32 protein-coding genes and 1 pseudogene are annotated in these 22,878 nt (G+C 35.6%); 24 read left to right on the top strand and 9 right to left on the bottom strand.

Annotated elements, in window-relative coordinates; translation table 11 throughout:
• Positions 1–332: 332 nt before the first annotated feature.
• Entirely contained in the window at positions 333–878 is a 546-nt protein-coding gene (locus BUB12_RS14325) for a GbsR/MarR family transcriptional regulator (RefSeq protein ID WP_072891600.1), read from the bottom strand.
• A gap of 306 nt (positions 879–1,184) precedes the next feature.
• Here BUB12_RS14325 and BUB12_RS14320 point away from each other — a divergent pair, with 306 nt between their 5' ends.
• The 3 genes from BUB12_RS14320 to BUB12_RS14310 all read left to right on the top strand — a co-directional run bounded on the left by BUB12_RS14320 (position 1,185) and on the right by BUB12_RS14310 (position 3,402).
• Complete coding sequence (locus BUB12_RS14320; protein ID WP_072891599.1) at positions 1,185–2,114, top strand: glycine betaine ABC transporter substrate-binding protein; 930 nt, start codon at positions 1,185–1,187, stop codon at positions 2,112–2,114.
• 164 nt (positions 2,115–2,278) lie between these two features.
• Positions 2,279–2,782, top strand: a complete 504-nt coding sequence (locus BUB12_RS14315; protein WP_072891598.1) for an LURP-one-related/scramblase family protein — start codon at positions 2,279–2,281, stop codon at positions 2,780–2,782.
• Between the two features lie 119 nt (positions 2,783–2,901).
• Positions 2,902–3,402 (top strand): staygreen family protein, encoded by a 501-nt coding sequence (locus tag BUB12_RS14310; protein WP_072891597.1) that lies wholly within the window; start codon positions 2,902–2,904, stop codon positions 3,400–3,402.
• A gap of 16 nt (positions 3,403–3,418) precedes the next feature.
• Here the strand turns inward: BUB12_RS14310 and BUB12_RS14305 are convergent, their stop codons facing one another.
• Positions 3,419–4,798, bottom strand: a complete 1,380-nt coding sequence (locus tag BUB12_RS14305; RefSeq protein WP_072891596.1) for a DHA2 family efflux MFS transporter permease subunit — start codon at positions 4,796–4,798, stop codon at positions 3,419–3,421.
• A gap of 207 nt (positions 4,799–5,005) precedes the next feature.
• Between BUB12_RS14305 and BUB12_RS14300 the strand changes: the two genes are divergently transcribed.
• The 5 genes from BUB12_RS14300 to BUB12_RS14280 all read left to right on the top strand — a co-directional run bounded on the left by BUB12_RS14300 (position 5,006) and on the right by BUB12_RS14280 (position 10,641).
• Entirely contained in the window at positions 5,006–5,710 is a 705-nt protein-coding gene (locus BUB12_RS14300) for a response regulator transcription factor (RefSeq protein ID WP_072891595.1), read from the top strand.
• Positions 5,707–6,708: a sensor histidine kinase gene (locus BUB12_RS14295; protein ID WP_072891594.1), complete on the top strand. Its 1,002-nt coding sequence runs from the start codon at positions 5,707–5,709 to the stop codon at positions 6,706–6,708. The genes BUB12_RS14300 and BUB12_RS14295 overlap by 4 nt, the downstream gene beginning before the upstream one ends.
• 82 nt (positions 6,709–6,790) lie before the next feature.
• Positions 6,791–7,555 (top strand): ABC transporter ATP-binding protein, encoded by a 765-nt coding sequence (locus tag BUB12_RS14290; protein ID WP_072891593.1) that lies wholly within the window; start codon positions 6,791–6,793, stop codon positions 7,553–7,555.
• Complete coding sequence (locus BUB12_RS14285; protein ID WP_072891592.1) at positions 7,530–9,425, top strand: ABC transporter permease; 1,896 nt, start codon at positions 7,530–7,532, stop codon at positions 9,423–9,425. Before BUB12_RS14290 ends, BUB12_RS14285 begins: the two co-directional genes overlap by 26 nt.
• Positions 9,426–9,564: 139 nt before the next feature.
• On the top strand, positions 9,565–10,641 hold the full coding sequence (locus tag BUB12_RS14280) for a hypothetical protein (protein ID WP_072891591.1): 1,077 nt from the start codon (positions 9,565–9,567) through the stop codon (positions 10,639–10,641).
• Between the two features lie 33 nt (positions 10,642–10,674).
• Here BUB12_RS14280 and BUB12_RS14275 read toward each other — a convergent pair whose 3' ends face one another.
• Positions 10,675–11,085, bottom strand: coding sequence for a hypothetical protein (locus tag BUB12_RS14275; RefSeq protein ID WP_072891590.1), 411 nt, complete (start codon positions 11,083–11,085; stop codon positions 10,675–10,677).
• 193 nt (positions 11,086–11,278) lie between these two features.
• Between BUB12_RS14275 and BUB12_RS14270 the strand changes: the two genes are divergently transcribed.
• From BUB12_RS14270 to BUB12_RS14260, 3 genes are all read left to right on the top strand, one after another.
• Positions 11,279–11,716 (top strand): hypothetical protein, encoded by a 438-nt coding sequence (locus BUB12_RS14270; protein WP_072891589.1) that lies wholly within the window; start codon positions 11,279–11,281, stop codon positions 11,714–11,716.
• A gap of 176 nt (positions 11,717–11,892) precedes the next feature.
• Positions 11,893–12,291, top strand: a complete 399-nt coding sequence (locus BUB12_RS14265) for a hypothetical protein (protein WP_072891588.1) — start codon at positions 11,893–11,895, stop codon at positions 12,289–12,291.
• A 58-nt stretch (positions 12,292–12,349) separates the two neighbouring features.
• The gene (locus BUB12_RS14260; protein ID WP_234982729.1) at positions 12,350–12,727 is read left to right on the top strand and encodes a RidA family protein; all 378 of its coding nucleotides are present in this window, start codon (positions 12,350–12,352) and stop codon (positions 12,725–12,727) included.
• Positions 12,728–13,074: 347 nt separating this feature from the next.
• On the opposite strand, the gene BUB12_RS14255 is transcribed toward BUB12_RS14260, so the two are convergent.
• Positions 13,075–13,509, bottom strand: a complete 435-nt coding sequence (locus tag BUB12_RS14255; RefSeq protein ID WP_072891586.1) for a DUF4181 domain-containing protein — start codon at positions 13,507–13,509, stop codon at positions 13,075–13,077.
• Positions 13,510–13,690: 181 nt separating this feature from the next.
• Here BUB12_RS14255 and BUB12_RS14250 point away from each other — a divergent pair, with 181 nt between their 5' ends.
• From BUB12_RS14250 to BUB12_RS14190, 13 genes are all read left to right on the top strand, one after another.
• The gene (locus BUB12_RS14250; protein WP_072891585.1) at positions 13,691–14,422 is read left to right on the top strand and encodes a class I SAM-dependent methyltransferase; all 732 of its coding nucleotides are present in this window, start codon (positions 13,691–13,693) and stop codon (positions 14,420–14,422) included.
• Between the two features lie 44 nt (positions 14,423–14,466).
• A complete protein-coding gene (locus tag BUB12_RS14245; protein ID WP_072891584.1) occupies positions 14,467–14,850 on the top strand; it encodes a hypothetical protein in 384 nt (127 codons plus the stop codon).
• A gap of 39 nt (positions 14,851–14,889) precedes the next feature.
• Positions 14,890–15,069 carry a hypothetical protein gene (locus tag BUB12_RS14240; RefSeq protein ID WP_072891583.1) on the top strand — a complete coding sequence of 60 codons (180 nt, stop codon included), beginning with the start codon at positions 14,890–14,892 and terminating at the stop codon, positions 15,067–15,069.
• Positions 15,070–15,168: 99 nt separating this feature from the next.
• On the top strand, positions 15,169–15,684 hold the full coding sequence (locus BUB12_RS14235) for a hypothetical protein (RefSeq protein ID WP_143155644.1): 516 nt from the start codon (positions 15,169–15,171) through the stop codon (positions 15,682–15,684).
• Positions 15,685–15,860: 176 nt separating this feature from the next.
• The gene (locus BUB12_RS14230) at positions 15,861–16,394 is read left to right on the top strand and encodes a DUF4269 domain-containing protein (RefSeq protein ID WP_072891581.1); all 534 of its coding nucleotides are present in this window, start codon (positions 15,861–15,863) and stop codon (positions 16,392–16,394) included.
• A 39-nt stretch (positions 16,395–16,433) separates the two neighbouring features.
• Complete coding sequence (locus BUB12_RS14225) at positions 16,434–16,739, top strand: hypothetical protein (protein ID WP_072891580.1); 306 nt, start codon at positions 16,434–16,436, stop codon at positions 16,737–16,739.
• 38 nt (positions 16,740–16,777) lie between these two features.
• Positions 16,778–16,969 (top strand): hypothetical protein, encoded by a 192-nt coding sequence (locus BUB12_RS14220; protein ID WP_072891579.1) that lies wholly within the window; start codon positions 16,778–16,780, stop codon positions 16,967–16,969.
• Between the two features lie 219 nt (positions 16,970–17,188).
• On the top strand, positions 17,189–17,521 hold the full coding sequence (locus BUB12_RS14215; protein ID WP_072891578.1) for a MazG nucleotide pyrophosphohydrolase domain-containing protein: 333 nt from the start codon (positions 17,189–17,191) through the stop codon (positions 17,519–17,521).
• A 162-nt stretch (positions 17,522–17,683) separates the two neighbouring features.
• Complete coding sequence (locus BUB12_RS14210) at positions 17,684–17,947, top strand: DUF6199 family natural product biosynthesis protein (RefSeq protein ID WP_072891577.1); 264 nt, start codon at positions 17,684–17,686, stop codon at positions 17,945–17,947.
• Positions 17,948–17,981: 34 nt separating this feature from the next.
• Positions 17,982–18,176 (top strand): DUF6980 family protein, encoded by a 195-nt coding sequence (locus tag BUB12_RS14205; RefSeq protein ID WP_072891576.1) that lies wholly within the window; start codon positions 17,982–17,984, stop codon positions 18,174–18,176.
• A 42-nt stretch (positions 18,177–18,218) separates the two neighbouring features.
• Complete coding sequence (locus BUB12_RS14200; RefSeq protein WP_072891575.1) at positions 18,219–18,440, top strand: hypothetical protein; 222 nt, start codon at positions 18,219–18,221, stop codon at positions 18,438–18,440.
• Positions 18,441–18,466: 26 nt separating this feature from the next.
• The gene (locus BUB12_RS14195; RefSeq protein WP_234982728.1) at positions 18,467–19,003 is read left to right on the top strand and encodes a ClbS/DfsB family four-helix bundle protein; all 537 of its coding nucleotides are present in this window, start codon (positions 18,467–18,469) and stop codon (positions 19,001–19,003) included.
• Positions 19,004–19,109: 106 nt separating this feature from the next.
• Complete coding sequence (locus BUB12_RS14190) at positions 19,110–19,310, top strand: hypothetical protein (protein WP_072891574.1); 201 nt, start codon at positions 19,110–19,112, stop codon at positions 19,308–19,310.
• Between the two features lie 142 nt (positions 19,311–19,452).
• Here the strand turns inward: BUB12_RS14190 and BUB12_RS14185 are convergent, their stop codons facing one another.
• From BUB12_RS14185 to BUB12_RS18090, 5 genes and pseudogenes are all read right to left on the bottom strand, one after another.
• The gene (locus BUB12_RS14185) at positions 19,453–21,060 is read right to left on the bottom strand and encodes an ABC transporter permease (RefSeq protein WP_072891573.1); all 1,608 of its coding nucleotides are present in this window, start codon (positions 21,058–21,060) and stop codon (positions 19,453–19,455) included.
• 24 nt (positions 21,061–21,084) lie between these two features.
• Entirely contained in the window at positions 21,085–21,966 is an 882-nt protein-coding gene (locus BUB12_RS14180; RefSeq protein ID WP_072891572.1) for an ABC transporter ATP-binding protein, read from the bottom strand.
• Between the two features lie 89 nt (positions 21,967–22,055).
• Complete coding sequence (locus tag BUB12_RS18100) at positions 22,056–22,391, bottom strand: hypothetical protein (protein ID WP_234982727.1); 336 nt, start codon at positions 22,389–22,391, stop codon at positions 22,056–22,058.
• A gap of 117 nt (positions 22,392–22,508) precedes the next feature.
• Positions 22,509–22,628: pseudogene (locus BUB12_RS18200) on the bottom strand (TetR/AcrR family transcriptional regulator); the annotation flags it as partial.
• A gap of 43 nt (positions 22,629–22,671) precedes the next feature.
• On the bottom strand, positions 22,672–22,878 hold a 207-nt coding region (locus BUB12_RS18090), incomplete at its 5' end, for a hypothetical protein (RefSeq protein WP_234982726.1).

Raw genomic sequence — 22,878 nt, 5'->3', positions numbered from 1 at the left:
TCCTGCGGGAATAGCACGTGACCGAAGACCCCAAAAGATGTACCTGCGTCTACTAGAAAGTCTAAGAAGTCAATTCCTCGGTACAAGGCAGCAAAGAAGTTTATTCAAGTAGTCGCCTGGCTGAGGCCGTGCCCGCGGAAAGCGACTGTCCGCAGTGCAAATCAACAAAGCTGTTACATCAAACCCATTCAACTGTAATTGTTTGCATTTAGAGTTCATATAATTAGTTATGTCCCAGCCTCTTTCCTTTTTATATGGTCGCAATCCCCTGTATTTCAATTCCAAAATAAAAAGCGCTGGTCACTTGATTTTCTGCAAGTAACCAACACCTTTTAATCTTTTTCCTTCTTTTCCATTGGAACGAAGTCCAGTATTTCCTTCGATTCAAACGTATCGATTAGTCTATCGAGCCAGTCATAATAAACAAGCCAGTTTTGTAGTTTACTAATATCTGTTTTGGCACGCTCACGATCTTCATCGGAAGCAGCTTCGTTTTCATCTAGTTCTTCTAATTCAGCAATTGTTTTTTCAATAGCTTTCGTATTCATGGAGACTGCAGGGCGCCATTTTTTCATAAATAAATCAAAAAATCGTTGAAACGAGTCATCTTTGACCACATAAAGATCTTTTCTTACACCTTTTCTCCATGCCTTTTCCACCATATTCAAATCAAGTAAGCTTCTAACTGCAAGACTCATACTAGCTTTACTCATCCCAAGTTCTTCCTTCATCTCATCCAATGTGAGAGGTTTGTCTGAAAAGAACAGAAGACAGTATAACCGACCAATGGAGGGGGTGACACCATAGAGATTCATATTTTGCGAGATTGCTTCGATCACTCTAGCTCTAGCTTGTTGTAATGCTTCATTACCATCCATTTCGCTCACATCCTATAAATTGCTCAAATACTATGTATATTTTAAGCCTACAGTTTCTAATAAAAAAAGTAAAGTTCCTTAAATGGAGATAAAAGCCATAAAACTGAGGATTTTAATAGTAACCTTACATATAATACGTTCAATATATATTAAACGTATTATATTAATAATAATCATTAAATATGAGGTTTGAAGATAAATAGAGAAGAACGATATAATTAAAAAGTCTTAAGTGAGTACTAATTCAGATTAATTTAGCAGTTTGTAAAGAATAGTATTTTTAAAAATTAAAGGAGTGTTTACAACATGTTTGACGTAAGTTGGAAAAAATTAGGGATTGCTGCTGGGTTATCCTTGTCATTAATTGTAGCAGGTTGTGGTGGACAAGATGATACCAACAATAATAGTAGCGAAGATAATAATGCAGACACCACTATTAATGTTAGTGAAAAAGTAGATTACACCATTACTGGTATTGAGCCAGGTGCTGGTATTTCTCAAGCGACAAATAAAGCATTAGAAGAATATGAAAATCTTGCTGGTTGGGAACATGAAGAATCTTCTACTGTTGCAATGCTAACAGCACTGAATATGGCATATGAAAATGAGGAACCTATCGTTATTGCTGGTTGGACGCCTCACTTTAAATTTGCGCAGTATGATTTAAAATATCTTGAAGATCCAGAAGGTGTTTATGGTGGAGAAGAATATATCGCAACTATTGTAAGAGAAGGGCTTAAAGAAGATATGCCAGAAGCATATACCGTTCTTGAACGTTTCGAATGGGATGTAGAAGATATGGAATCAATCATGTTAGCTGGTCAAGAGAAGGACATTGCAGATGCAGCTCAAGAATGGGTTGATGAAAATCGTGATAAAGTAGATTCTTGGATTGATGGGGTAGAATCTGTTGATGGTGCTTCTATTGAATTGGTTCTTACACCTTGGGATTCAGAACGTGCTTCAACGAATGTTGTAAGAATCGCATTAGAAGAGGTTGGATATGATGTAGAATTAACTCCAGTAGACCCACCAGTAATGTTCCAAGCAATTGCATCTGGTGATGGAGATGCCTCTGTTGCTCCATGGATGCCTCAAACACATGGGGATTTCTATAGCGAGTATGAAGGTGAATTTGAAGATCTAGGAGAAAACTTACATGGTGCTAAAATTGGTCTAGTAGTACCAACATATATGGATATTGATTCCATCGAAGATCTAGAACCAGCAGAATAAGGAAAATATATAGAAAAAATCGAACGAGCCATTATTTCCGAAACAGAATATAGGCATTCGTTCGGTTTTTTTGTTTGAATGAATTAAAATAAAACCTCTTTAAATAGAAACTTTTCCCGCCTTAAAATCGTATTAAAAGATAAGAGTATATTAGGGGGATATGGATGAAACAACTATTTATCAAGCAAAAGGTATTTAGTATAGGGGAAAAGTTCACTGTTAAGGACCAGGATGAGAATGATGCTTATTATGTAGAGGGAAGTTTCTTAAAGTTCCCTAAGACATTCTCAATTATGGATACAACAGGAAATGAAATAGCAAAAATTACAAAGAAAATTCTTAGCTTTTTGCCAAAGTTCTTTGTTGAGGTGAATGGACAAGAAGTGTTAACAATCAAGAAGGAGTTTTCCTTCTTTAAAGCTCGATATTCCATTGATGCAGCAGGAATTGAAGTGAATGGAAACTGGTGGGATATGAACTTCGAAGTGGTACAACATGGCGAGGTTGTAGGAAGTGTCAACAAAGAATGGTTTAGCTGGGGAGATAGTTACAAACTTGAAATTATCAATGAAGATATGGAAGAAGTAATGCTTGCGTTAGTTGTTGCCATTGATTGTGTGAAAGATGATGAATCCAATGCTGCAGGTAACTTCACTGCATCCACATAATGAGAAGGGTCAGTGCCACAATATGGGTACTGACCCTTTTATCATTGAATAAAAGTTGCGCTATCGTAATTTCTGCATATGTATAATTAAAGGTTTTTTCATCTTAGAAGGAGGATATCATGTCCGAATTTGACCCTCAACGATTAACGGTGAATTTACTTTCACCAGCAGCCAATATCCAACCTGTTATTGGAAGGAAATATACGCTTACGCATTCTGATGATACTGGTGAACTATTTCTAGATATCGGCTATGCATATAATTTGCAGGCTATTAACCAACAAATGCGGGATGAAGTGTTGGGAGAATGGATGTATGATCGTCAATCCAATGTTGTTTTAGTTGGCAATGCATATGTAGATAATGGGGAGTATGGCGAAGAAGAAGCGAAAATGCGCTTTGAGATTTTTCAAAAAGAAATGCCTACTGCAATTAAAGGAATGATCTATGGAGATCGAGTGTTTTTTTCTACCTATCCACATTTTCTAAATGCTCCAATATATATAAACTATCATTCAACCTATCCACAATTTAAGCGTGTATTTTTTTATGGAACACCAGGACACTACTTATCCCAAATATCACAATCACTAAAGAATAGGGTCAGCTTTCCGTGTTAAGGGAGCTGACCCTTCTCTATTCTTGTACTCTATCTTTCATCAATGTCGTAAGAACTAGCCCAACTAAAGCTAGTATTGCCATCACAGCAAATGCATAAGTCGTTCCCCAATAGGTACCAACTTCATAGGATGTGTCCATGTTTGATGTTGTCAGACTAATAATAGTAGAGAGAATGATAATCCCGAATGTCATTCCAAATTGGCGCACCGTGTTAACGATGGCCGAACCATGAGCAATGTCTTTATCCTCCAAAGCATTCATGCTCACTGTAACTAGCGTCATTAAGGTTAATCCAAATCCCGTCATGAATAAACAAAAATGAATCATAATCCAATACGGCGAGCTTTCCATCCCAACAGTATTCAATAGAATTAACGACGTGAATGTACAAGCAAAGCCAATAATACTAATCTTCTTTCCTCCATACCGATCATATAGATTCCCAGAAATAATCGTAACAATCGAAAGAATAACTGTGCCAGGTACTAGAAGAAAGCCTGATAGAAAGGCACTTGTACCAAGAACATCCTGGGCAAACATTGGTAATATTGTCTCAGCAGATAAGAGCAGCATCATATTAATAAAGACAAGAATCATAACCAATCGAAATGTAGCATTACTGAACAACTTTATATTTAGCACCGGCTTGGATAATTTTAATTGACGATGTATAAATATCATCAATGCCATCAAACCAATTGATAATGGTAAAATAACTTTCCATTCACTAAACCCAGTTACACTGATCGTACTTAGGCCGAAAATGAAAAAAGCAAACCCAATGGCTGAAAGTACAATCGATAACAGATCTATTTTCGCATCTTGCTTTTCTAATACATTTTTCATCACAAATACGGCAAAAACCAACGTAATTATGATAAGTGGTAGCAACATCCAATGAAGGAATCGCCAACTGAAAAAGTCAATAATCATACCAGATACAGATGGTGCAGTTGCTGGTGCAACGTTAACAACAGCCCCTAATAGTCCCATGGCAAACCCTCTACGATGATAAGGAAATACCTTCAATAAAATCGTCTGCACCAATGGTAGAATAATGCCTGCACCAATGGCCTGAATTACCCTTGATAAAATTAACGTGCCAAAATTAGGCGACAATCCTCCAATAACAGTACCTATGACTAGCGATGAAAGGGCACATACCACCAGGGTTTTCGCTGTAAATGTGTCTGATAAATATCCAGTTAATGGGATAAAAATGATTGTAGTCAATAAGAACGCCGTCGTCAGCCATTGTACTTGCGTGGCATTTAAATCAAATTCGTCCATTATTGTTGGGTAAGCTGTAATTAAAAGGAATTGACTAAATGTGAATAAAAATGCGGTAGCTAAAATGACAACGATAATCCCTTTATGTGCTACTTTTTCTTCCATTCTTGTTTATCTCCTTCCCTGATGACTTATAGTAGCTTCATTGTTTCATAGTTTATCTTTACTTGCCAGAATTCCCCCACTTCAAGCTTTGCTAAGAGGGGGGAGTTCAAGAAATAGGTACATAGAAGGCCAGTGGGCGCTGTCCCTTGCTGTAATTGATTTGTTAAACTAAACTTATACCAAATAGAAATTGAGGAGACTCGAAACATGGAAAAAATCATGATTGTAGAAGATGATAGGAAAATTGCTGAATATCTATCTACTTACATAGAAAAATACGGCTATGAAGTTTACATTGCCGATGATTTTGAAAATATTATCGCTACATTCCAGCAGGTAAAGCCTAATTTAGTTCTGTTAGATATCAATTTACCTAGTTATGATGGCTATTATTGGTGCCGACAAATTCGGAAAGAATCCATTTGTCCAGTCATTTTTATATCAGCACGTACCGGGGAAATGGATCAAGTGATGGCACTAGAAAATGGTGGCGATGATTTTATTACAAAGCCATTCCATCCGGATATCGTAATGGCTAAAATCCGAAGCCAAATGCGACGAGCTTACGGGGAATACGCAGCAAAACATGAGGAACGGGTCCTTAATCAAGATGGATTGACTTTTTATCCGGAACGATTGGAACTGCGATATAAAGGGAATGTGGTGTCCTTAACAAAGAAAGAAGCGGACATTATGGAGTCATTACTGGAAAGATACCCGCGTGTAGCAGGCCGGCAAGATTTGTTAGTGAAGCTCTGGGACGAGGAAATGTATGTGGATGAAAACACATTAAATGTGAACATTACTCGCGTACGTAAGAAATTCCAGGAACTTGGGATTGAGGATGCAGTAGAAACGGTTCGAGGAGCAGGATATCGTTTACGAGTTACGTGGAAGGAAGAGGAAGCATGAAACTATTCTTGCGTGAACACTTCCTTCTTATCGTCGTACATCTTATTCAAAGTGTGACCATCCCGATTCTATTTTGGTTAGATGGATTTCGTGGTATCGGTGTAAGTATATATGCGGCATTCTTCTCTCTTTTTCTTTTATCCGTTTATCTCGTTTATCGTTATTTTAGTAGAAGAAGCTTTTATAAGCGATTGGAAAAACCTCTGGAAACCCTGGATAGTTCGCTTGAGGTAACGGGGGAGGCACCGATTTCAAAAGCCTTGGATCGGTTGCTGGACAATCAGTACCGCTTATACTTAAATCACCTTCATAAGGCTGAAGAAAGACAAGATGAGCATTTATTATTTATGGATCGTTGGGTACACCAGATGAAGACGCCACTTTCCGTTATCGAGCTCACAGCCCAAGATTTAGACGAGCCAGAATCATCTAGTCTTCGTGAAGAAACTGAACGAATTCGCGATGGACTAAACACCGTGCTATATATGGCGAGGCTTCGTACCATTGCAGAAGATTTTCAAATAAAACCAGTCAATCTTGCAAAACTTATTCACGAGATTCACCAGGAAAACAAGCGTTTTTACATTCGAAATGAAGTCTATCCTCAATTAATTGAGGAAAAGCAGGGTATATCGGTGCAGACTGACGAGAAATGGTTATTTTTCCTCGTTACACAACTCGTCCATAATGCGGTGAAGTACTCAAGTGGAGAGTCGAATAAAATCTTGATTTCTCTTTATGAACGGTCGTCTGATGTGGTATTAGAAGTAAAGGATTTTGGTGTTGGCATTCCATTAGTTGATCAGAAGCGAGTATTTAATAAATTTTTCACAGGGGACAACGGGAGAAAGTACCGTGAATCTACCGGTATGGGACTTTACTTAGTTAAGGAAGTAGCAGAGCAATTGGAACATCATATTGAATTAGATTCTGAGGTTGGAGAGGGAACGACGATACGGATCATTTTTACAGAAACACAAAACCTTACATCCATGTAAGAAAAATGAAAGCATAATCGATAGTTTACAGTGACAAATCAGGGCTATACTTTTACTAGAAGTTCTAGAGAGGAGATTGATTATGCTTAAACTTACAAAGGTTAGTAAAATTTATGAAGGAAAAGTGGCCTATCGCGCCCTAACTGATATCGATTTAGAAATAGAAAAAGGGGAATTTGTTGCAATTATGGGGCCATCGGGTAGTGGAAAAACAACCATGCTCAATATCATATCAACAAATGATACCCCAACTACAGGAAAAGTAGAAATTGATGGAAAAAATCCACATGAGCTGAAGAAAAATAAGTTAGCGAAGTTCCGTCGAAATGAACTTGGATTTATTTTTCAGGATTTTAATTTATTGCATACGTTGACAGTGGAGGAAAACATTGTACTGCCACTTACATTAGATGGTGCTAGTGTGAAGGAAATGAAGGAGAAGGCTAAAAAACTAGCCGTTAATCTTGGAATTGAATCGATTATGAATAAGAGAACGTATGAAATTTCTGGAGGGCAAGCACAGCGAGTAGCGATTGCACGTGCAATGATTCATGATCCGAAGCTACTTTTAGCTGATGAGCCAACTGGAAACTTAGATTCCAAGGCATCCAAAGATGTGATGAATATGCTCGTTGAGATTAATGAAAAGGAAAAAACGAGTTTACTAATGGTGACCCATGATCCACAAGCAGCTAGCTATTCGGATCGGGTAGTGTTTATCCGTGATGGAAAGCTACATTCTGAAATTTATTGTGGAGAGAGTAGGCAAGCATTTTTCCAAAAGATTATTGACATGCTCTCATTGATGGGAGGGGATGGCAATGACTTTTCGTCAGTTCGCGTTTAATAATGTTTGGCGTAACAAACGACTGTATATTGCTTATTTCTTAAGTAGCCTGTTTACTGTAATGGTGTTTTTTACGTTTGCCATTTTTGCCTTCCATCCAGCGTTTTCAATAGGTTCGATTAGAGGTGAAGTATTATATGGAATGGCGGTTGCTGGGGGAATCATCTATGTGTTCTCTTTCTTCTTTATTTTGTATTCGATGAGTTCCTTCTTACAATCTAGAAAGAAAGAGTTTGGCCTGTTGATTATGCTTGGGGCTTCGAATAAACAGATTCGTTGGATGGTATTTTTAGAAAATATCTTAATTGGCTTTTTTGCCACGATTGGTGGAATCGTGGCAGGACTGGTTTTTGCTAAAGCGATTCTATTGATTGCTGAAAATATTTTAATAATCGATGAATCCCTTCATTTTTATTTTCCTACACTCGCGATTGTAATCACGTTTGTCAGCTTTATCTTCCTATTTTTCTGTATATCGTTATTTGTTTCGGTTATTTTACGGACGAATAAATTAGTTGATTTGATCAAGGGTGATAAACAATCCAAGGGTGAGCCGAAAGCTTCGATTATTTTATCAATTATTGCTGCCCTCCTGTTAATTGCAGGGTATGGAACAGCACTTTATGTAGAAGGTGCAGAAGTTGTTTTTGCAATGGTTCCTGTCATTATCGTTGTTACACTTGGAACGTATTTGTTATTTACACAATTAAGTGTGTATATTATCCGTCAATTAAAGAAAAACAAGCTTATTTTTTGGCGTAAAACAAATATGCTCTTATTTTCTGATCTATCGTTTCGAATGAAAGATAATGCACGAACATTTTTCATTATCGCGATTATTTCGACGGTAGCTTTTAGTGCCATTGGGTCGTTGTATGGGTTTCAATCCTATCTAACAAAGCAAGCAAAAGAAATCAAATCGTATTCCTTCACGTATGCTCCTTGGGGTGATGATACGGAAGAATCGATTGAAAATGATTTAAATGTCATTAATGCTACGTTAAAAGAAGAAAAAATCGATGCTAAAATGGAATCACTAAAACTAACTTATTTTGATAATGAAAGTATTGATAGTCGTGTGTTGATGGTAAAATCTTCGGATTACAATCGTTATGCAGCATTAATTGGGGAGGAAGAATTGAACCCTAATGTAAATGAAGCGATTGTCATTGAACAAAGTAGTGCCATAGTCACGTATGGACCAAAAGCCAGTGAAACGCTAATGGACGGAAGTATTCCACTGGAAAATGGAGAGGTCGTTCATCCTAGTAAAGTAGTAGAGACAGATGTGCTTACTGAAATAAATGGTTACTATGTTGTACCCGATAAAGCTTTTGAGCAACTTGGTACTCCTGATTATCAAGATTTGAGTGTTGCTTGGCAAGCAGAGAATGCTACGGAAGAACAGTTGATTAAAGCTGGTGAAAAGTTAAAAGAGCGAGTAGAGTACAAAGTCACAGCAATCGATTATACGGTGTATGAAATTAATAAAGCATACGGGCCAATCTTATTTATTGGGTTGTTTATTGGGATAGTCTTCTTCGTCTCAGCAGGAAGTTTCTTGTATTTCCGTTTATTTACGGATGTAGAAGGGGAGAAACGGAAGTTCAGTGCGATTGCCAAAATTGGTTTAACAGAGAAGGAGTTAAAAAGAATTGTCAACCGACAAGTAGCCTTGCTATTTTTCTCACCGATTGTCGTAGCACTTGTTCACGGTGCTGTTGCATTGACTGCGCTATCTCATTTGTTTAACTATGACTTAACATTAGAGGCAACTATTGTATTGGGAAGCTTTGCCTTCATACAATTCGTTTACTTCTTAATCGTACGATTTTCCTATGTGAAACAATTGAAAAGTGCAACATTATAAAGTGAAAGGAACCTATCTTGATGTTTTCGAGGTGGGTTCTTTTTGTAGTAGAAAATCATGGAAATAACATTTTTCGAAACTATTTAAATAGTTTGTACGTATTAAAATAAGTATATCTTATCAGAGGAGGGGGAATTTTGTGAAAAAAATAGGTATTATAGGTATTTTTGCATTAATAGTTGTCTTTCTGGTTAGTTGTGGGGAAAACGAAGATGTTAGTGAAGAGAAGTCTTCTTCAGGGACTGTTATCGAAAGGTACGAACAATCCGGGGCAGAGTGTAAGACAGTTGATAATGTCATCGAACGTGGGGATTGCTTCCAGGAAGTAAACGATAAGTACTTAAGGTGGTATATGGATCAATCAAAGCGAGAGTTCTATTTTCCTTTTCAAATTGATCAGGAGCATTGGAAGGACATCCTATATTACAGTTTAGATAGCCAGAGTGATGAAACTGAATTAAAAGAAACAGAGCATTTTACAGAATATGCTGATCCATACTCATCAAATCCACAAAGAGGTGAAAATGAGCTTGAAGAGTATTGGTATGTATTTTCCAATATATTCCCAAAAGAGTATAGAGAATCATTAGCAAAATTTTACTGGACAGATACCGGAGAGGATTTTGTTTTTGGGGTGGGAAGAGATGAAGAAAATTTAGAGGATACAGTATTGATGATTTCGCACAACATAGGAGATTATTATCCAGCTACTAAAAGCACTCTGATCCATGAGTTTGCTCACATTTTAACTGTTAATGAAGAACAGGTGCAGGTGATGGAAGAGGCATATTTTCTAACAGATACGAAGATATGGGAGGATGCAGAAGAAATTTGTGATGTTCCATATGTCTATGGTTGGGGCTGTGTGGAAGAATCTAGTTATATCTATAGTTATTATCAAGAATTTTGGGAAGATATTGATAAGGAATTTAGACAAATCAATTGGGAAACAGAAGATGATTATAAAGAATTTTTCCTAAAATATGAGGATCGTTTCTTCAATAGTTATCAAGGGACTTATCCAGAAGAAGATTTAGCAGAATCCTTCACCTTTTTTGTGATGATGAACAGCAGTGAGATACATTCTGAAGAAAATAGTGAAATGAAATATGATAAGGTGGACTTTTTCTATCAATATGATGAGTTGGTAGAACTAAGGACAATGATATTAGAGAATATATATGACCTATCTGTGAAAGACGGAAAGTTTTATTAAAGCTTTTGGGACACTGAATTGAGCAACGTGTCCCTATTTATCATCTTTACGTTCTACAATTATATCTTGGATAATTTCAGCGTGAAGAACGGCCCAGGCTCTTTCTTTGAAATGAAATAGCAGGCTAATGGTTAGAATAATTAAATAGATGATAATAAAAATAATCCATTTTAGATTTCCATCACTAAATAGGAATTCTTCTAATGGATTTGCTAAGAGAAAGAGCAGCCATGGAATTGCTGTCGCAAAAATAGGGATAATCCCTGATCCATTCTTTTCTTTCATCGTTCGATAGTAAATTAATCGTAGTGTATCTGTATCTAGCGTTTGATAAAAGGTACGGATTTCGTTCGTTTCTCGAATGAATTTAATGTCATTAACATTTCCTTGCGCATTCCTTAAATGAAGATATAATTTATGCGCATCACCGCGAAAAGAAAACATTTTTTGGCATCTCTCCCCAAAGAAAAATGAGTCGTAGTTATACCTTGTCCATTAATCCAATTCTTAAAAGTGTAATGTGAAAAAGAGATGGATGATTTCAATGCGTAGAAGTGTTGGACTGACTCCAAACTTCATAAAAATATACAGCGTTTATCCATCATTTTTGGGCAATATAATGCTTAGAGGTGATTGGATGGCAATTGTATATTCAGGTAATAAATTAAAAGATTACTTAGTCCAAACATACAACGATATAAGCACCGTAAAATTCGAACAGTATAATTTATCCACGAAAGAAGAGCCCATTGACATTTTGTCGAATGCGAATTTGTATTTCTTGGCTAAACAAAACCCAGAACCAATCATAGTGGAATGCAAATTGTTTAAGAGTGCAAAGGAAGTGGAAGACTATCGCAGTAAACCACTCAAAGACTACGAACAAATCGTATTGTATGAAATTTTAAAAGGAAAAGAAGTAAATAAATACAATGGGTTTTATGGACAACTTGAAATAGCTGAATTTTACGGAAATCGCTTAAACAGCAAAGAAATTAAAAAAGAAGAAATTGATGAAAATGCCTATTACATGTTGGTGGAAGATGTGGTGTTAAAAATCCAGTTAGTGTTATAAATTTTATGGGACTTGTCCCACCAAATAAATAGTATTTTAAAGAAACGATTGTTCAAGAAGAACAATCGTTTTTTTTTTGCTTACATTTTGTGAATTATCTTGAAATTAAATTATAAGTATTATAGTATAACTATATACATAGAGTTTCTATGTATATAATGAAAGGGGAGATTAGAATGACATTCAAACGAGTGATAAGTTCGTATAATTTGTTATTGTTTTTAGGAGCTTTCTATGTCGGAGCCTTATTGTTATTAGGAGAAGGAGTCTTTGGGTCGTTCCCACCAGAATGGATTGGGAAAATGCCATTTAATAGTTGGGCGACTATAGCTATATTTGGAATGAGCGTTTTTGGGATTGGAAATGCTGTTGTTTCAATTTATGGATTTAAAAAGAACGGTGGAAAAAAGTTTTATATCGTAACTGTCGTAATGGGATTATTGCTTTTCCTATCTAGTGTGTCGCCAGTTATTTTATTGGGAGAATGGTACTTACCATTAGCACAGTTATGTTTGGTGAGTGTAATTCAGATATTACTTGGCTTATTTGGACTTATAAGAGAAAATAGTAAATAATTGGTGCCTGTCACTTCCCGGTTTTTGTCGAATAAAACATAAAAGGAGATATAACATAATGAGAAAAGTATATGAAGCAAAAAGTGCAACTGCATCAGGTCCATACTCACATGCTGTTGATGGAGGGGATTACGTATTTTTTTCTGGTCAAACTGCCAAGAATACTCCAACAGCAAAAGACATGACAGGTGATATTGCAGCTCAAACCGAGCAATGCTTTCACAATTTATTTGAAGTTATGGAGGAAGCAGGACTATCTTCTGATGATGTGGTAAAAGTGAATGTCTATTTGACTGACATGGATAATTTTAAAATGATGAACGATGTTTATATGAAGAAGTTTAGCGAACCATATCCAGCAAGAACTTGTGTTGCTGTTTTAGCATTACCACTTGGAGCAGAAGTAGAAATTGAAATGATTGCTAAAAGAAGTTAACCGTAGCTATGGTGGTGCCTATGGTGGTGCCTGTCACTTCCCGATTTTTGTCGAACAGCTGCGGGGTGTGGTTCCATGGAGGAATAACGGAATGAGGATTCCTTCGAGTTTCGGATGAATCCAGGTTCCGTTACATGGCCAAAAATAGGGCAAAATGGTCTCAAAGCGGATTCTGTTTCCGTTAACTAGGAAAAATACTAGAATAATAGCTGGAAAATGCTGAATAAAGGAACGAGGAACCGTGAATAGCAGGAAATTAGGTGTTTTTGGAGGAATAACGGAATGAGGATTCCTTCGTGCATCGAATGAATCCAGGTTCCGTAACTAACCAATTATATGTCGCCCAACTATACTAATCCTAAAAAACTAGTATTTATTATGACAATGACTAGTATGAACATAAACAGTGTTTCACTAATGGTCAGCTTATAAGCATTAGGATTGGAATCATATTTCTTCTCCATATACCCTCTAACAATTTGAGATAATAAAACAGAAAAATATATTATAGACCAAGGTTGTAAAAACCAATACCAATTGCCTGGATCCCTCTTGGCATTAATAGCAAAACCTACGAGCAAGCTGATAATCGTTAAAACTCGAATAATCCTGTCCATTTTTTTATGCTTTTCATTAACGTAATTTAACGAAAAGAAATTCTTCCCCTTCACATTGAACCATTTACTCATAATCATATTAAAGAAAAACATCAATAAAATAATCACCAATAGGAGTACTCCTATTTTCACCACAAAATCGTGTTCGACACCATATCCATACATTAATAAATCCCCCTACATCAGCTAATACACATTTGACATGAATAAATGCTCCCTTAACCTTAATATTTCCATTCTAACAAAAAATAACTAAATAGTCTTAATTATTTATGTTAATATAAAAGTTATAATAATAAATTCTGAAAAAATGATGGAATTAAGGTGAATTAAGGAGTATTTGATCATGAAACAAAATAAATATGATGAAGAGAAATTCTTTTTCGCATATAAGAATATGGAGCGTTCGGTCAAAGGGCTTGAAGGTGCAGGAGAATGGCACATATTCAAAGAACTATTACCAGAACTTGAGAATAAACGGGTACTCGATTTAGGATGCGGCTTCGGTTGGCATTGCCGTTATGCTCGTGAACAGCAAGCAAAGTCAGTTATTGGTGTAGATATATCATTAAAAATGCTTCAACAAGCACGTGAAATGACGAAGGATCCTTCTATTTCATATGTAAAAATGCCAATTGAAGATATCAACTTATCTAATCAGCAATTTGATGTTGTCCTTAGCTCGTTGGCTTTCCATTATATAAAATCCTTCGAGACGGTTTGTAAGAAGGTCTATGATTACCTAAATCCTGGAGGTTCATTCGTGTTTTCTGTGGAACACCCAATTTTTACTTCAAGGGAAGAACAAGATTGGTATTTTGATGATAGCGGGAATCGTATGCATTGGCCAGTAGATAATTATCAATTAGAAGGTTTACGTGAAACAACTTTCCTATCGGATAAGGTAATAAAATACCATCGTACAGTTTCTACGTATATTAATGATTTACTTCATGCTGGTTTTACAATAAGGAATGTGAAAGAATCCATTCCCTCTAAGAAAATGTTAAAGGCTAATCCCGAAATGAAAAACGAACTTCGTAGACCTATGTTTTTACTAATCTCAGCTGAAAAATAAAGTACACGTATTGTAAAGAAAATATTAGATTAGGAGGTAAATGAGTGGAATTTGTCCATATTGCATCAATCATTGTTGCTATCTGTTGTTTGGTCGTAGCTGTTTTTCAGGTGCTACTCTCGCTTGGCTACCCTTTAGGTGAATTTGCTATGGGTGGATTTTACAAAGTACTGCCAAAAAAATTACGAATAGTGAGTGCAATCAATTCTTTAATTCTTTTGTTTATGGGCCTTGTCTTTTTGCAACATACGAATGTTTTAAAGGGTTTTGAATTTTTATCTACAACTATATTAGTTTGGATTATTACCATTTTCCTAGGATTAAATACAATAGCAAATCTACTATCTCGGAGTAAGAAAGAAAGAGTGTTTATGACACCATTGTCGGGTTTTATTTTTATACTATGCTTGTATATTGCTTTGTCATAAAGAGTTAGAATAGACCTAGTTTCGGAAAAGAGGAAAGCTATGCATATTGAATTTAAAGAGGTCGATAAAAGTAACTATGAAGAGTGTGTTGAATTAGAAATACATGAAGAACAAAAAGATTTTATTTCCCCTAATTGGGAGTTACTGCTGGAAGTGAAATATGAAGAAGGCGAACGATATCCTTCGGCAATTTATAAGGATTCTTTTGGGAAGGATTAACACTTTTTTTCTAGAATACTTATTGTGGTAAAGGAAATTATGTTATTTATTTTCAAAATATAGTTAAGCAAGGTGAGACAAATGAAATCCAAAGCTTTATTGCGTATTAGTCTTATAGTTAATGTTCTATTAATCGTTTTGTTAACGATTTTTGTCGTCAAGGTCAATCAAGTCACTGATCAGGTAGAAGTATTGGAACAAAAGGAACAAGTATTATATAGAGAATTTGTACGTAATCAATATGATTTACTATTGATCTTAAAATCTATAATAGAAGAACCAATTAGTCCTTTAGATGTAGCGGTAGCATTATCTACTAATAATTATAATTTAGAACTCCTCGTTAATAATCATATAGATGTACATAACGAATTAGAACGTTTTCATTATAATTTAAATCCATATCTGTACCATCTTGTGAATAATTTAATTGAAGGTCGTCCTGAGAATTTTTCTGTAGATGAGTTAAAAATAGTTATCGATACTTTAACTGAGTACCAAAAAGAACTCAATTTTAATTACTATGATCATCCACAGGAAATTCGCAATAAAATAAATAATGCAGTAGAAGAAGTTATTGTTCCGTTTTTAGAAAGTGAATCTAGGCCATTTTAGTTAGATTTAATATAAAATATGTAGATAAAAAGACTATAAAAATAGCAGAGAAGAAATTAACTAGAGATGCAAATAAAGAACTTGGGTTACTTGGTTTGATTAAACACTCAAGAGATATTTTTAATATGATGAAATAATTTTATATGAGATGTATTGTATTAAGGGAGTTTGTCTGTATGTTCAGTACTATTGATTACTTAAAAAAAGGAAATAAAGGACAAAGGAAGGCATATCATGCAATTAGTCGATTAGGAATAATAGATAGCTTATCTGACTATGATCCTATACTTTGTGGCACCTTACCAATTGGAATTAATAGTAAAAATTCCGACTTAGATATTATTATGGAGGTCCAAGATTTTCAGTCATATGAGAAAAAGGTAAGAAAACTATATGGTAATAAAGAAGACTTCAGAATTAAAAGGCTTCAGATTAGAGGGCGATCTGTGGTCAAAGCTAATTTTATTTTCGATGGGTTTGAATTCGAATTATTTGGTCAAGATCAGCCTGTAAAAGAACAGAACGCTTACCTTCATATGATTATTGAAGATAGTATTTTAAAGCAGTTTCCGGATATAAGGAAAGAGGTTATCAAACTAAAAAAGCAAGGATTAAAAACGGAACCTGCATTCTGTAAAGTTCTTCAATTAAAAGGAGATAATCCTTATGAGGTTCTATTAAATTATGGAAAACAAAAAGGAATGATCTAAGTTATGGTGAATATTTAAGAAAAAGGAGGTTTTACCACCATGGAAATTTTACGTATTATACTCCCTGTTGTACTAGCTGGAGCGATTGGAATATTTGTGGTTCTTAGAATGAAGCATAAATATAAAAAAGGTACTCTTGGTAAGAAAAAAAACCAAAATGCTCAATATCTACTAGATAGTTTATTTACAATTGGAATACTTGCTGGTAGTAGTGTCGGAGTGATTATTAGCTTGTTTTTCTCATGGTCATTACTAAATTCAATTAGTATAGGCGCAGGGATAGGATTATTATGTGGTTATGTTGCTTATGAAATTTATAGTAAAATGGGCACCGAACATTCATAGGTAGATTCGGGGCTGGTGATTATAAAAGGAGAGAGAAAATGTCTAAGTATAATGAAGGACCTGACAAACCTTTTAATGATGCGATGGACCATATGCATAATATTCAAGGCTATCCAATCAGTAAAAGAGGAAAATTGCCATTGCCTATTAAAATAGTTGGTTACTTTTTATTTGGTGGTATGTTTTTGATGATCATAATTGCATTGATTGCCAATTTTATTGTTAATTGACCTATTGAGCGTGAGGTGGCCTAAGGTTCTATTTTATTGAAAATCTGGACTGTTGACTAGAGAGAATCTATTGAGGGATTACAATGGTTGTTATAGTGAGAGATAAACAACAGAACGATCATATTAGGTCGTTTTTTTTATGCCAAAAAATATTATTATTGTTGGAATATTATGTTAGTATAGAAAAATAGACTATTCAATATAAAAGTGAGGATAACCATGGAGCAATTAACATTTCAAGAGTTACAGAGCTACCTATCGTTAAAATATAAAGAGAGACGTACTTCATCTGATTTGTTTATGAAACTTGTAGAAGAAATTGGAGAAGTAGCAGAGGTGTTAAACCAATTAGAAGGAAGAAAGGCAAATACAGGGAATGCTTCTTTAGAAAAAGAGTTAGTCGATGTGATACATTACACTTTGGCGATTGCAAGCGTAAATAATATTGATTTAACAGAAGCCATTATCAATAAGGATAAGCAAGCTGCAGTTAAGTATAATCAATCTCCTAATCTAGAGGAATTTTTGGTAGAAAAAAATAATTGTTATTAGAATGTACAATCAATTCAACAACAGATGTTGAAATACTAAATTATAGAAGGGCCATTAAGTTTGGGAGTAAATTAAGCATCCTTATCAAGAAAAGAAACTGAAACTTCTATCAATAAATTTCGTATTTATAGTATTAGTGATTAAGTAAATGGGGGAACAGCAATGTTAGGCATTCTATTAATATTTTCCATTCCTATTTACGGTTTTGGTATCTGGGCGCTCTATGAACCAGAAGAGAGTTTTTTCTTTTTAGACCGCTGGAGATTTAAAGAAATTTCGGAGCTATCGGATATTCAAATTAAGTTAATTAGAATTGGAAATGTAGTAGGTATGATTCTTTGGACTATTTTGCTAATTTATGTTGCTATTGATACTTTCACGCCTAAACCACCTTTCCCAACGATTGATCTAAAAAACAACTTTTAAAATAGGTGTATTGCTAACATAAGGAGAAAGAAGTATGAAAAAACATTGTTGTGAGGACATGGATTATCATGCGAATTATCAATGTGAAATCCATGAAAACCCTTATGAATGTCCGGATAGAGTAATCATTTACGATAATAAAGATAATGACTATGGATTGATCATTCATGATGGTGGAACTTCAAGTATAGAAATCTATTTTTGCCCATGGTGTGGTACAAAATTATAGACTAAAATTTTTAGGCCGGAATAATAGATGGAGGGTGATTCATTGAATTGGTCCATTCTGTTAACAATTATATCATTAATTTTTTTAATCTTGTCCTTTTTAAATCTTCGCTCATTTCGTAATGAATTTAAGAAACTTAACACAGGTGATGTCCTTTCAGATGAATTGGTAAAGGAAAGTAGAAAAAAGATTTGGACAGGGTTAACTCTATTTGGGATTAGTTCTATTTTAAGCTTAATAGTAATTTTTGTAAGTTCTAATTGATTGATTTTATATGGGGGAAAAACTAGGTGGATATTATTAAAGAAGCGAAAACTGAAAAAGAAGCTTTGTTAGAAAGTAGTGACAAAAATTTAAAGGGTCTGTTTGAGATCATTGAATCAGTTCCAAGAAGTAAAAGAAAGAACTCTATTGAGACACAAGATAGGGATAAAAATTTTCGTGACGTACTAATGCACTTGTATGAATGGCATGCCATGCTTGAGAGATGGTATAGAGAGGGGATGGATGGGGATACTCCTTCTATTCCGGCTCCTGGTTATAAATGGAGAAAAATGAAACAGCTAAATATGCAAATTTGGGAAAATTCTCAAGATGTAACAATAAACCAAGCGATAAAAAAACTAAAGCTAAGCCATGAAAGAGTAATGGATATAATTAGGTCGCATACTAATGAAGAAGTTATGACCAAAAAATATTATAAGTGGACAAAAACAAGTAACTTATACAGTTATTTTGGAGCTAACACGTCCAAGCATTATTTGTGGGCAATGGATAAATGTGAGGTTATTGCAAAGACCTTAAACGAAGAGGTAATTAACAAGTGATACTTTGAAATCTTCCTCGTAAATTTGCCATGATTGGACAAAATATACAAAGACAGTGCTATCCCAATTATAGCGCTCATGTATACAACCCGAGGGAGTGACGTAAATGGCAGATGTGAACAAGAATAAACGTGAGGATCAGAATGAACAGGAAAAAGTAGGAAGTGGCTTTGGTATTGCCCCTGGCGATACAATTGCTTCTGCGCTCGATCCGTTTGGTGGAGCTGCAGCTGCAGTAGGGGATATGGATAACATGGAAAAGAAAGATACCGAAGAAGATAATTATGGCAACAGAACAAAAGAATAAGTAGCCAGTAAAAAAGCTTGAGGATTCATTTCCTCAAGCTTTTTTGTGAACTTATCGTCCAGCACTGCAATTCGACAAAACTCGGGAAGTGACAGTCACCATTCCCAGCTTCGACAAAAACCGGGAAGTGACAGGCACCAACCTAAGCTAGCAAATCCCTTCGTTTATAACCTAGATAACCAATAATCAATAGCACGATGCTAATGACAGTTATAGTGATAAAGATGAATGCATCGAATTCTTCTATTGGCATTGGTGGAATCCAGCTTTGAATGGCTGTTTTTGAGAACCATTCGGGTAAATCTAATATATTTCCAAAGTAGTTTAGTAGAAACGAATAGGTAAGATATACATACACTAGCTTTCCTAATTTCGGTGCCCAACCAAGTGCTAGAGCTGCAAGACCGGTAAAGAATAAGACGGATGGCAAGAAGTTGAAGCCAGCTGCAAAAAAGTCTGCCATACCCATTGTCAATTTATCCCCTACTGAAGCTATTGCTGTACCACCTAGACCGATAACTGATACTACAATTCCAACTACCCCAGCAACAATAGCTAAACCAATATTGGTCCAATATAATTGGCCACGTGTTACTTTTGTAGCTATAATCTGTCCTAAATGCATACGACTTTCTTCAGCGAACAGTTTATTCACAATAACAATAGGCAATATCGAAACCAAACCAATCATGACCATCATAATTGTTCCAGTAAACGATTCCTCGATAGAAATCCCTGCATGTGTAAACATTTGCTGCATCATTTCATTACTGCTGAGAAAGGTCTGCATATCTCCGTAAATAGAGCCATAAGCTGCACCCATAATCACAAAGGCTATCAACCAGCTAATGATCACGCCTTTATTTATTTTTGTAAATAGCCCTCGAACTGATAGGAGTGACCTTTTTGCGTGACTGCGCCCTTCTCTTTCTGGAAGATAACCAGCCCCCATATCACGAGCACCCTCCAAGGTAAATGCAAGGATCATCATGATGATGATAAAAATTAATGCAATTATAAGTGGGACCCAGTTGTTTTCCACAAATGGATATGTTAAATAGGTCCAGCCTAATGGATTAATCATTGATAAATCAACATTAGAGACATCGGTACCAGCACGAATTATATAAAGTAGCCCGATAATTCCTAATGATGCTCCTGTAGCACCTGAGGAAGCTGGCATAATTTGTGCCAAAACTAGAGCAATCGCACCACCCAGAATACCTGCTATTCCAACCGATGCACCGAATAGCAAGGACCCCTCTACAGTAATTGCGTCTGCACCAAAACTCATCAATACACCACTAACAAAAAGTGCTAATACTATATTGATAAACAGGACTTGCATCATAGCTGCTAAGGAGTTAGCTTGGCGACCAATCTGAAAGGAGCGCACAAGTTCTGTTAATCCTAAATCTTCTTCTTTCCGAGTATGACCAACCACATGTAAAACTGAGATTATCATTGCACATAACGCACAAAATAATAACATTTCATGAGAGTACATGGCACCTAACGTATATTCACTCGCTGATTGAGCAGGTGTAGGACCTACCATGGCAATCATTGCAGGGTTTTGTAATGTTTCGAACATAGCAGCTAACCCTTGGCCTTTTGTGATTTCTTCAAAAGCAGGTACAAAACCAGCTGAAAATAATCCAAGTCCTAGCACCCAAAAGACTATTTTTTTCCAATCCCTTTTTAGAGAGAGAAAAAACAGCGTACTCCATCGCGCAAATTTTTCATTCATCGTATTTCTCCTCCTTTCAGACGGCTATCCTTCATAATGACGCATGAATAAATCTTCAAGAGTTGGTGGTACCGATTCAAATTTTTTAACCCCTAATTTGCTTGCTCTTGCTAAAATATCATTTAAGTATTGATTGTCGACGGAGAATGTCGCTTCATTATCTTTTTGTTGGAAATCAAAGACGCCATCGATTGCTGCTATTTCAGTCACATCACCTTCTGTTGCCAAAGTAACGGTTGAACGAGTTAAGTGACGCAGTTCATCAAGAGTACCAGTTTCTACAATCTCTCCCTGACGAATGATAACCACTTTGTCTGCCAACCTTTCTACTTCACTCAAAATATGTGAGGAAAGCAGTATGGACTTCCCAGCATTTTTGAGCTTTTCGACTTCTTCCTGAAAGATGGCTTCCATTAATGGATCAAGTCCTGATGTTGGTTCGTCAAAAATGTATAAATCCGAATCAGCAGATAATGCTGCAATCAAACCAACTTTTTGACGATTTCCTTTTGAGTAGCCTTTAGCTTTTTTCTTAGGGTCCAATTCAAAGCGTTTGATTAAATAGTCGCGCTTTTTCTTGTCTCCTCCACCATGTAGCTTCAGGAATAAATCAATAATTTCTCCACCAGTAAGAGAACCCCAAAGTGTGACATCACCTGGTACATAGGAAATACGTTTGTGAATTTCGAGACTATCTTTCCAAACATCTTTACCGAAAATTTTTGCTTGGCCTGCATCCCGTTTGATTATCCCTAGTAAGATTCGGATGGTTGTTGATTTACCAGATCCATTTGGGCCAATAAAACCGACAACTTCTCCAGCATTAACTGTAAAATTGACGTCTCGTAATGCTTGCAACTTCCCGAAATTCTTTTGTAATCCTTGGATCGTTACAATTTCTGACATAACTCCGACACTCCTCTATTTAAAATTAGACATCCCTTTATGCGATAAAGAGATGACTTGAAAAACCACACCTTTACCTGAAGTAGACTTTACTTATAAAAACTCATTTTCAGTAATTCTGAGTATTTCTCCCATTCTTTCAGATATTGCTCCCCAAAATCTCCAATATCTTTAAAGGTATTTATTTGCTCAATCGCTTTATCCCCAAAGCCAAACATCGTCCAATTAAGAATTTCGATGGCCTTTTCGATGTCAATGTCATCACGAAACTTCGAGTAATCAATATCTTGATAGATAATTTTCGTTCCATTTTCATAAATAGGGTCAACTTTTTGTTTAATAAAATCTTTAATTTCTGCTGATTCCTCTTTAACAGTAGAGGCCAGGAAATCAAAGACGAGTGGATAGTTTTTTTGAATATGCAATTTTTGTAATCCAATATTTTCAATTCGTTTGAAAAGGTCTGTTTCATTTAGGTCGATTTGGTCAAATAATGTTTCGATAATATTAATTCCATAATCGATTAAATAAATATAAAGATCTTTTTTGCTTTTGAAATAATTGAATAAGGAACCTTTTGAGATTTTTGCAGTTTTAACGATCTCGTTTGTTGATGCTCGATCAAATCCGTTTTGGACAAATTCCTTAATCGCTGCATTAATAATCAGTTCTTTTTTCTCTTCATTTAATTTATTAAAACTTGAGTTAATGGCCGTGATCTCCTTTCAAAGATATTATGACCAATGCGGTCATTTTAATATTAGCATTTTTGACCATAGTGGTCAATAAGGATTTAAAAGTATTTTCAATTTGAAGAAAAGAGAGAGGAATTGGTAAAAGAATGGGGAAACTACGGTAATCGAAGGTGCGTCTCGATGCCGGAAGCCGAAGTAGAAAGAGTTCTACGGTAAT

The organism is Ornithinibacillus halophilus (assembly GCF_900129485.1).
Classification (GTDB): domain Bacteria; phylum Bacillota; class Bacilli; order Bacillales; family Amphibacillaceae; genus Ornithinibacillus; species Ornithinibacillus halophilus.
Note: the sequence above shows the minus strand (reverse complement) of the source record. Positions and strands in the feature narration are given on the sequence as shown.

Coding starts and splice junctions, on each gene's coding strand:
- BUB12_RS14325 (WP_072891600.1), bottom strand. CDS start 878: ATGGATGGTAATGAAGCATTACAACAAGCTAGAGCTAGAGTGATCGAA.
- BUB12_RS14320 (WP_072891599.1), top strand. CDS start 1,185: ATGTTTGACGTAAGTTGGAAAAAATTAGGGATTGCTGCTGGGTTATCC.
- BUB12_RS14315 (WP_072891598.1), top strand. CDS start 2,279: ATGAAACAACTATTTATCAAGCAAAAGGTATTTAGTATAGGGGAAAAG.
- BUB12_RS14310 (WP_072891597.1), top strand. CDS start 2,902: ATGTCCGAATTTGACCCTCAACGATTAACGGTGAATTTACTTTCACCA.
- BUB12_RS14305 (WP_072891596.1), bottom strand. CDS start 4,798: ATGGAAGAAAAAGTAGCACATAAAGGGATTATCGTTGTCATTTTAGCT.
- BUB12_RS14300 (WP_072891595.1), top strand. CDS start 5,006: ATGGAAAAAATCATGATTGTAGAAGATGATAGGAAAATTGCTGAATAT.
- BUB12_RS14295 (WP_072891594.1), top strand. CDS start 5,707: ATGAAACTATTCTTGCGTGAACACTTCCTTCTTATCGTCGTACATCTT.
- BUB12_RS14290 (WP_072891593.1), top strand. CDS start 6,791: ATGCTTAAACTTACAAAGGTTAGTAAAATTTATGAAGGAAAAGTGGCC.
- BUB12_RS14285 (WP_072891592.1), top strand. CDS start 7,530: ATGACTTTTCGTCAGTTCGCGTTTAATAATGTTTGGCGTAACAAACGA.
- BUB12_RS14275 (WP_072891590.1), bottom strand. CDS start 11,085: ATGTTTTCTTTTCGCGGTGATGCGCATAAATTATATCTTCATTTAAGG.
- BUB12_RS14270 (WP_072891589.1), top strand. CDS start 11,279: ATGGCAATTGTATATTCAGGTAATAAATTAAAAGATTACTTAGTCCAA.
- BUB12_RS14265 (WP_072891588.1), top strand. CDS start 11,893: ATGACATTCAAACGAGTGATAAGTTCGTATAATTTGTTATTGTTTTTA.
- BUB12_RS14260 (WP_234982729.1), top strand. CDS start 12,350: ATGAGAAAAGTATATGAAGCAAAAAGTGCAACTGCATCAGGTCCATAC.
- BUB12_RS14255 (WP_072891586.1), bottom strand. CDS start 13,509: ATGTATGGATATGGTGTCGAACACGATTTTGTGGTGAAAATAGGAGTA.
- BUB12_RS14250 (WP_072891585.1), top strand. CDS start 13,691: ATGAAACAAAATAAATATGATGAAGAGAAATTCTTTTTCGCATATAAG.
- BUB12_RS14240 (WP_072891583.1), top strand. CDS start 14,890: ATGCATATTGAATTTAAAGAGGTCGATAAAAGTAACTATGAAGAGTGT.
- BUB12_RS14230 (WP_072891581.1), top strand. CDS start 15,861: ATGTTCAGTACTATTGATTACTTAAAAAAAGGAAATAAAGGACAAAGG.
- BUB12_RS14225 (WP_072891580.1), top strand. CDS start 16,434: ATGGAAATTTTACGTATTATACTCCCTGTTGTACTAGCTGGAGCGATT.
- BUB12_RS14220 (WP_072891579.1), top strand. CDS start 16,778: ATGTCTAAGTATAATGAAGGACCTGACAAACCTTTTAATGATGCGATG.
- BUB12_RS14215 (WP_072891578.1), top strand. CDS start 17,189: ATGGAGCAATTAACATTTCAAGAGTTACAGAGCTACCTATCGTTAAAA.
- BUB12_RS14210 (WP_072891577.1), top strand. CDS start 17,684: ATGTTAGGCATTCTATTAATATTTTCCATTCCTATTTACGGTTTTGGT.
- BUB12_RS14205 (WP_072891576.1), top strand. CDS start 17,982: ATGAAAAAACATTGTTGTGAGGACATGGATTATCATGCGAATTATCAA.
- BUB12_RS14190 (WP_072891574.1), top strand. CDS start 19,110: ATGGCAGATGTGAACAAGAATAAACGTGAGGATCAGAATGAACAGGAA.
- BUB12_RS14185 (WP_072891573.1), bottom strand. CDS start 21,060: ATGAATGAAAAATTTGCGCGATGGAGTACGCTGTTTTTTCTCTCTCTA.
- BUB12_RS14180 (WP_072891572.1), bottom strand. CDS start 21,966: ATGTCAGAAATTGTAACGATCCAAGGATTACAAAAGAATTTCGGGAAG.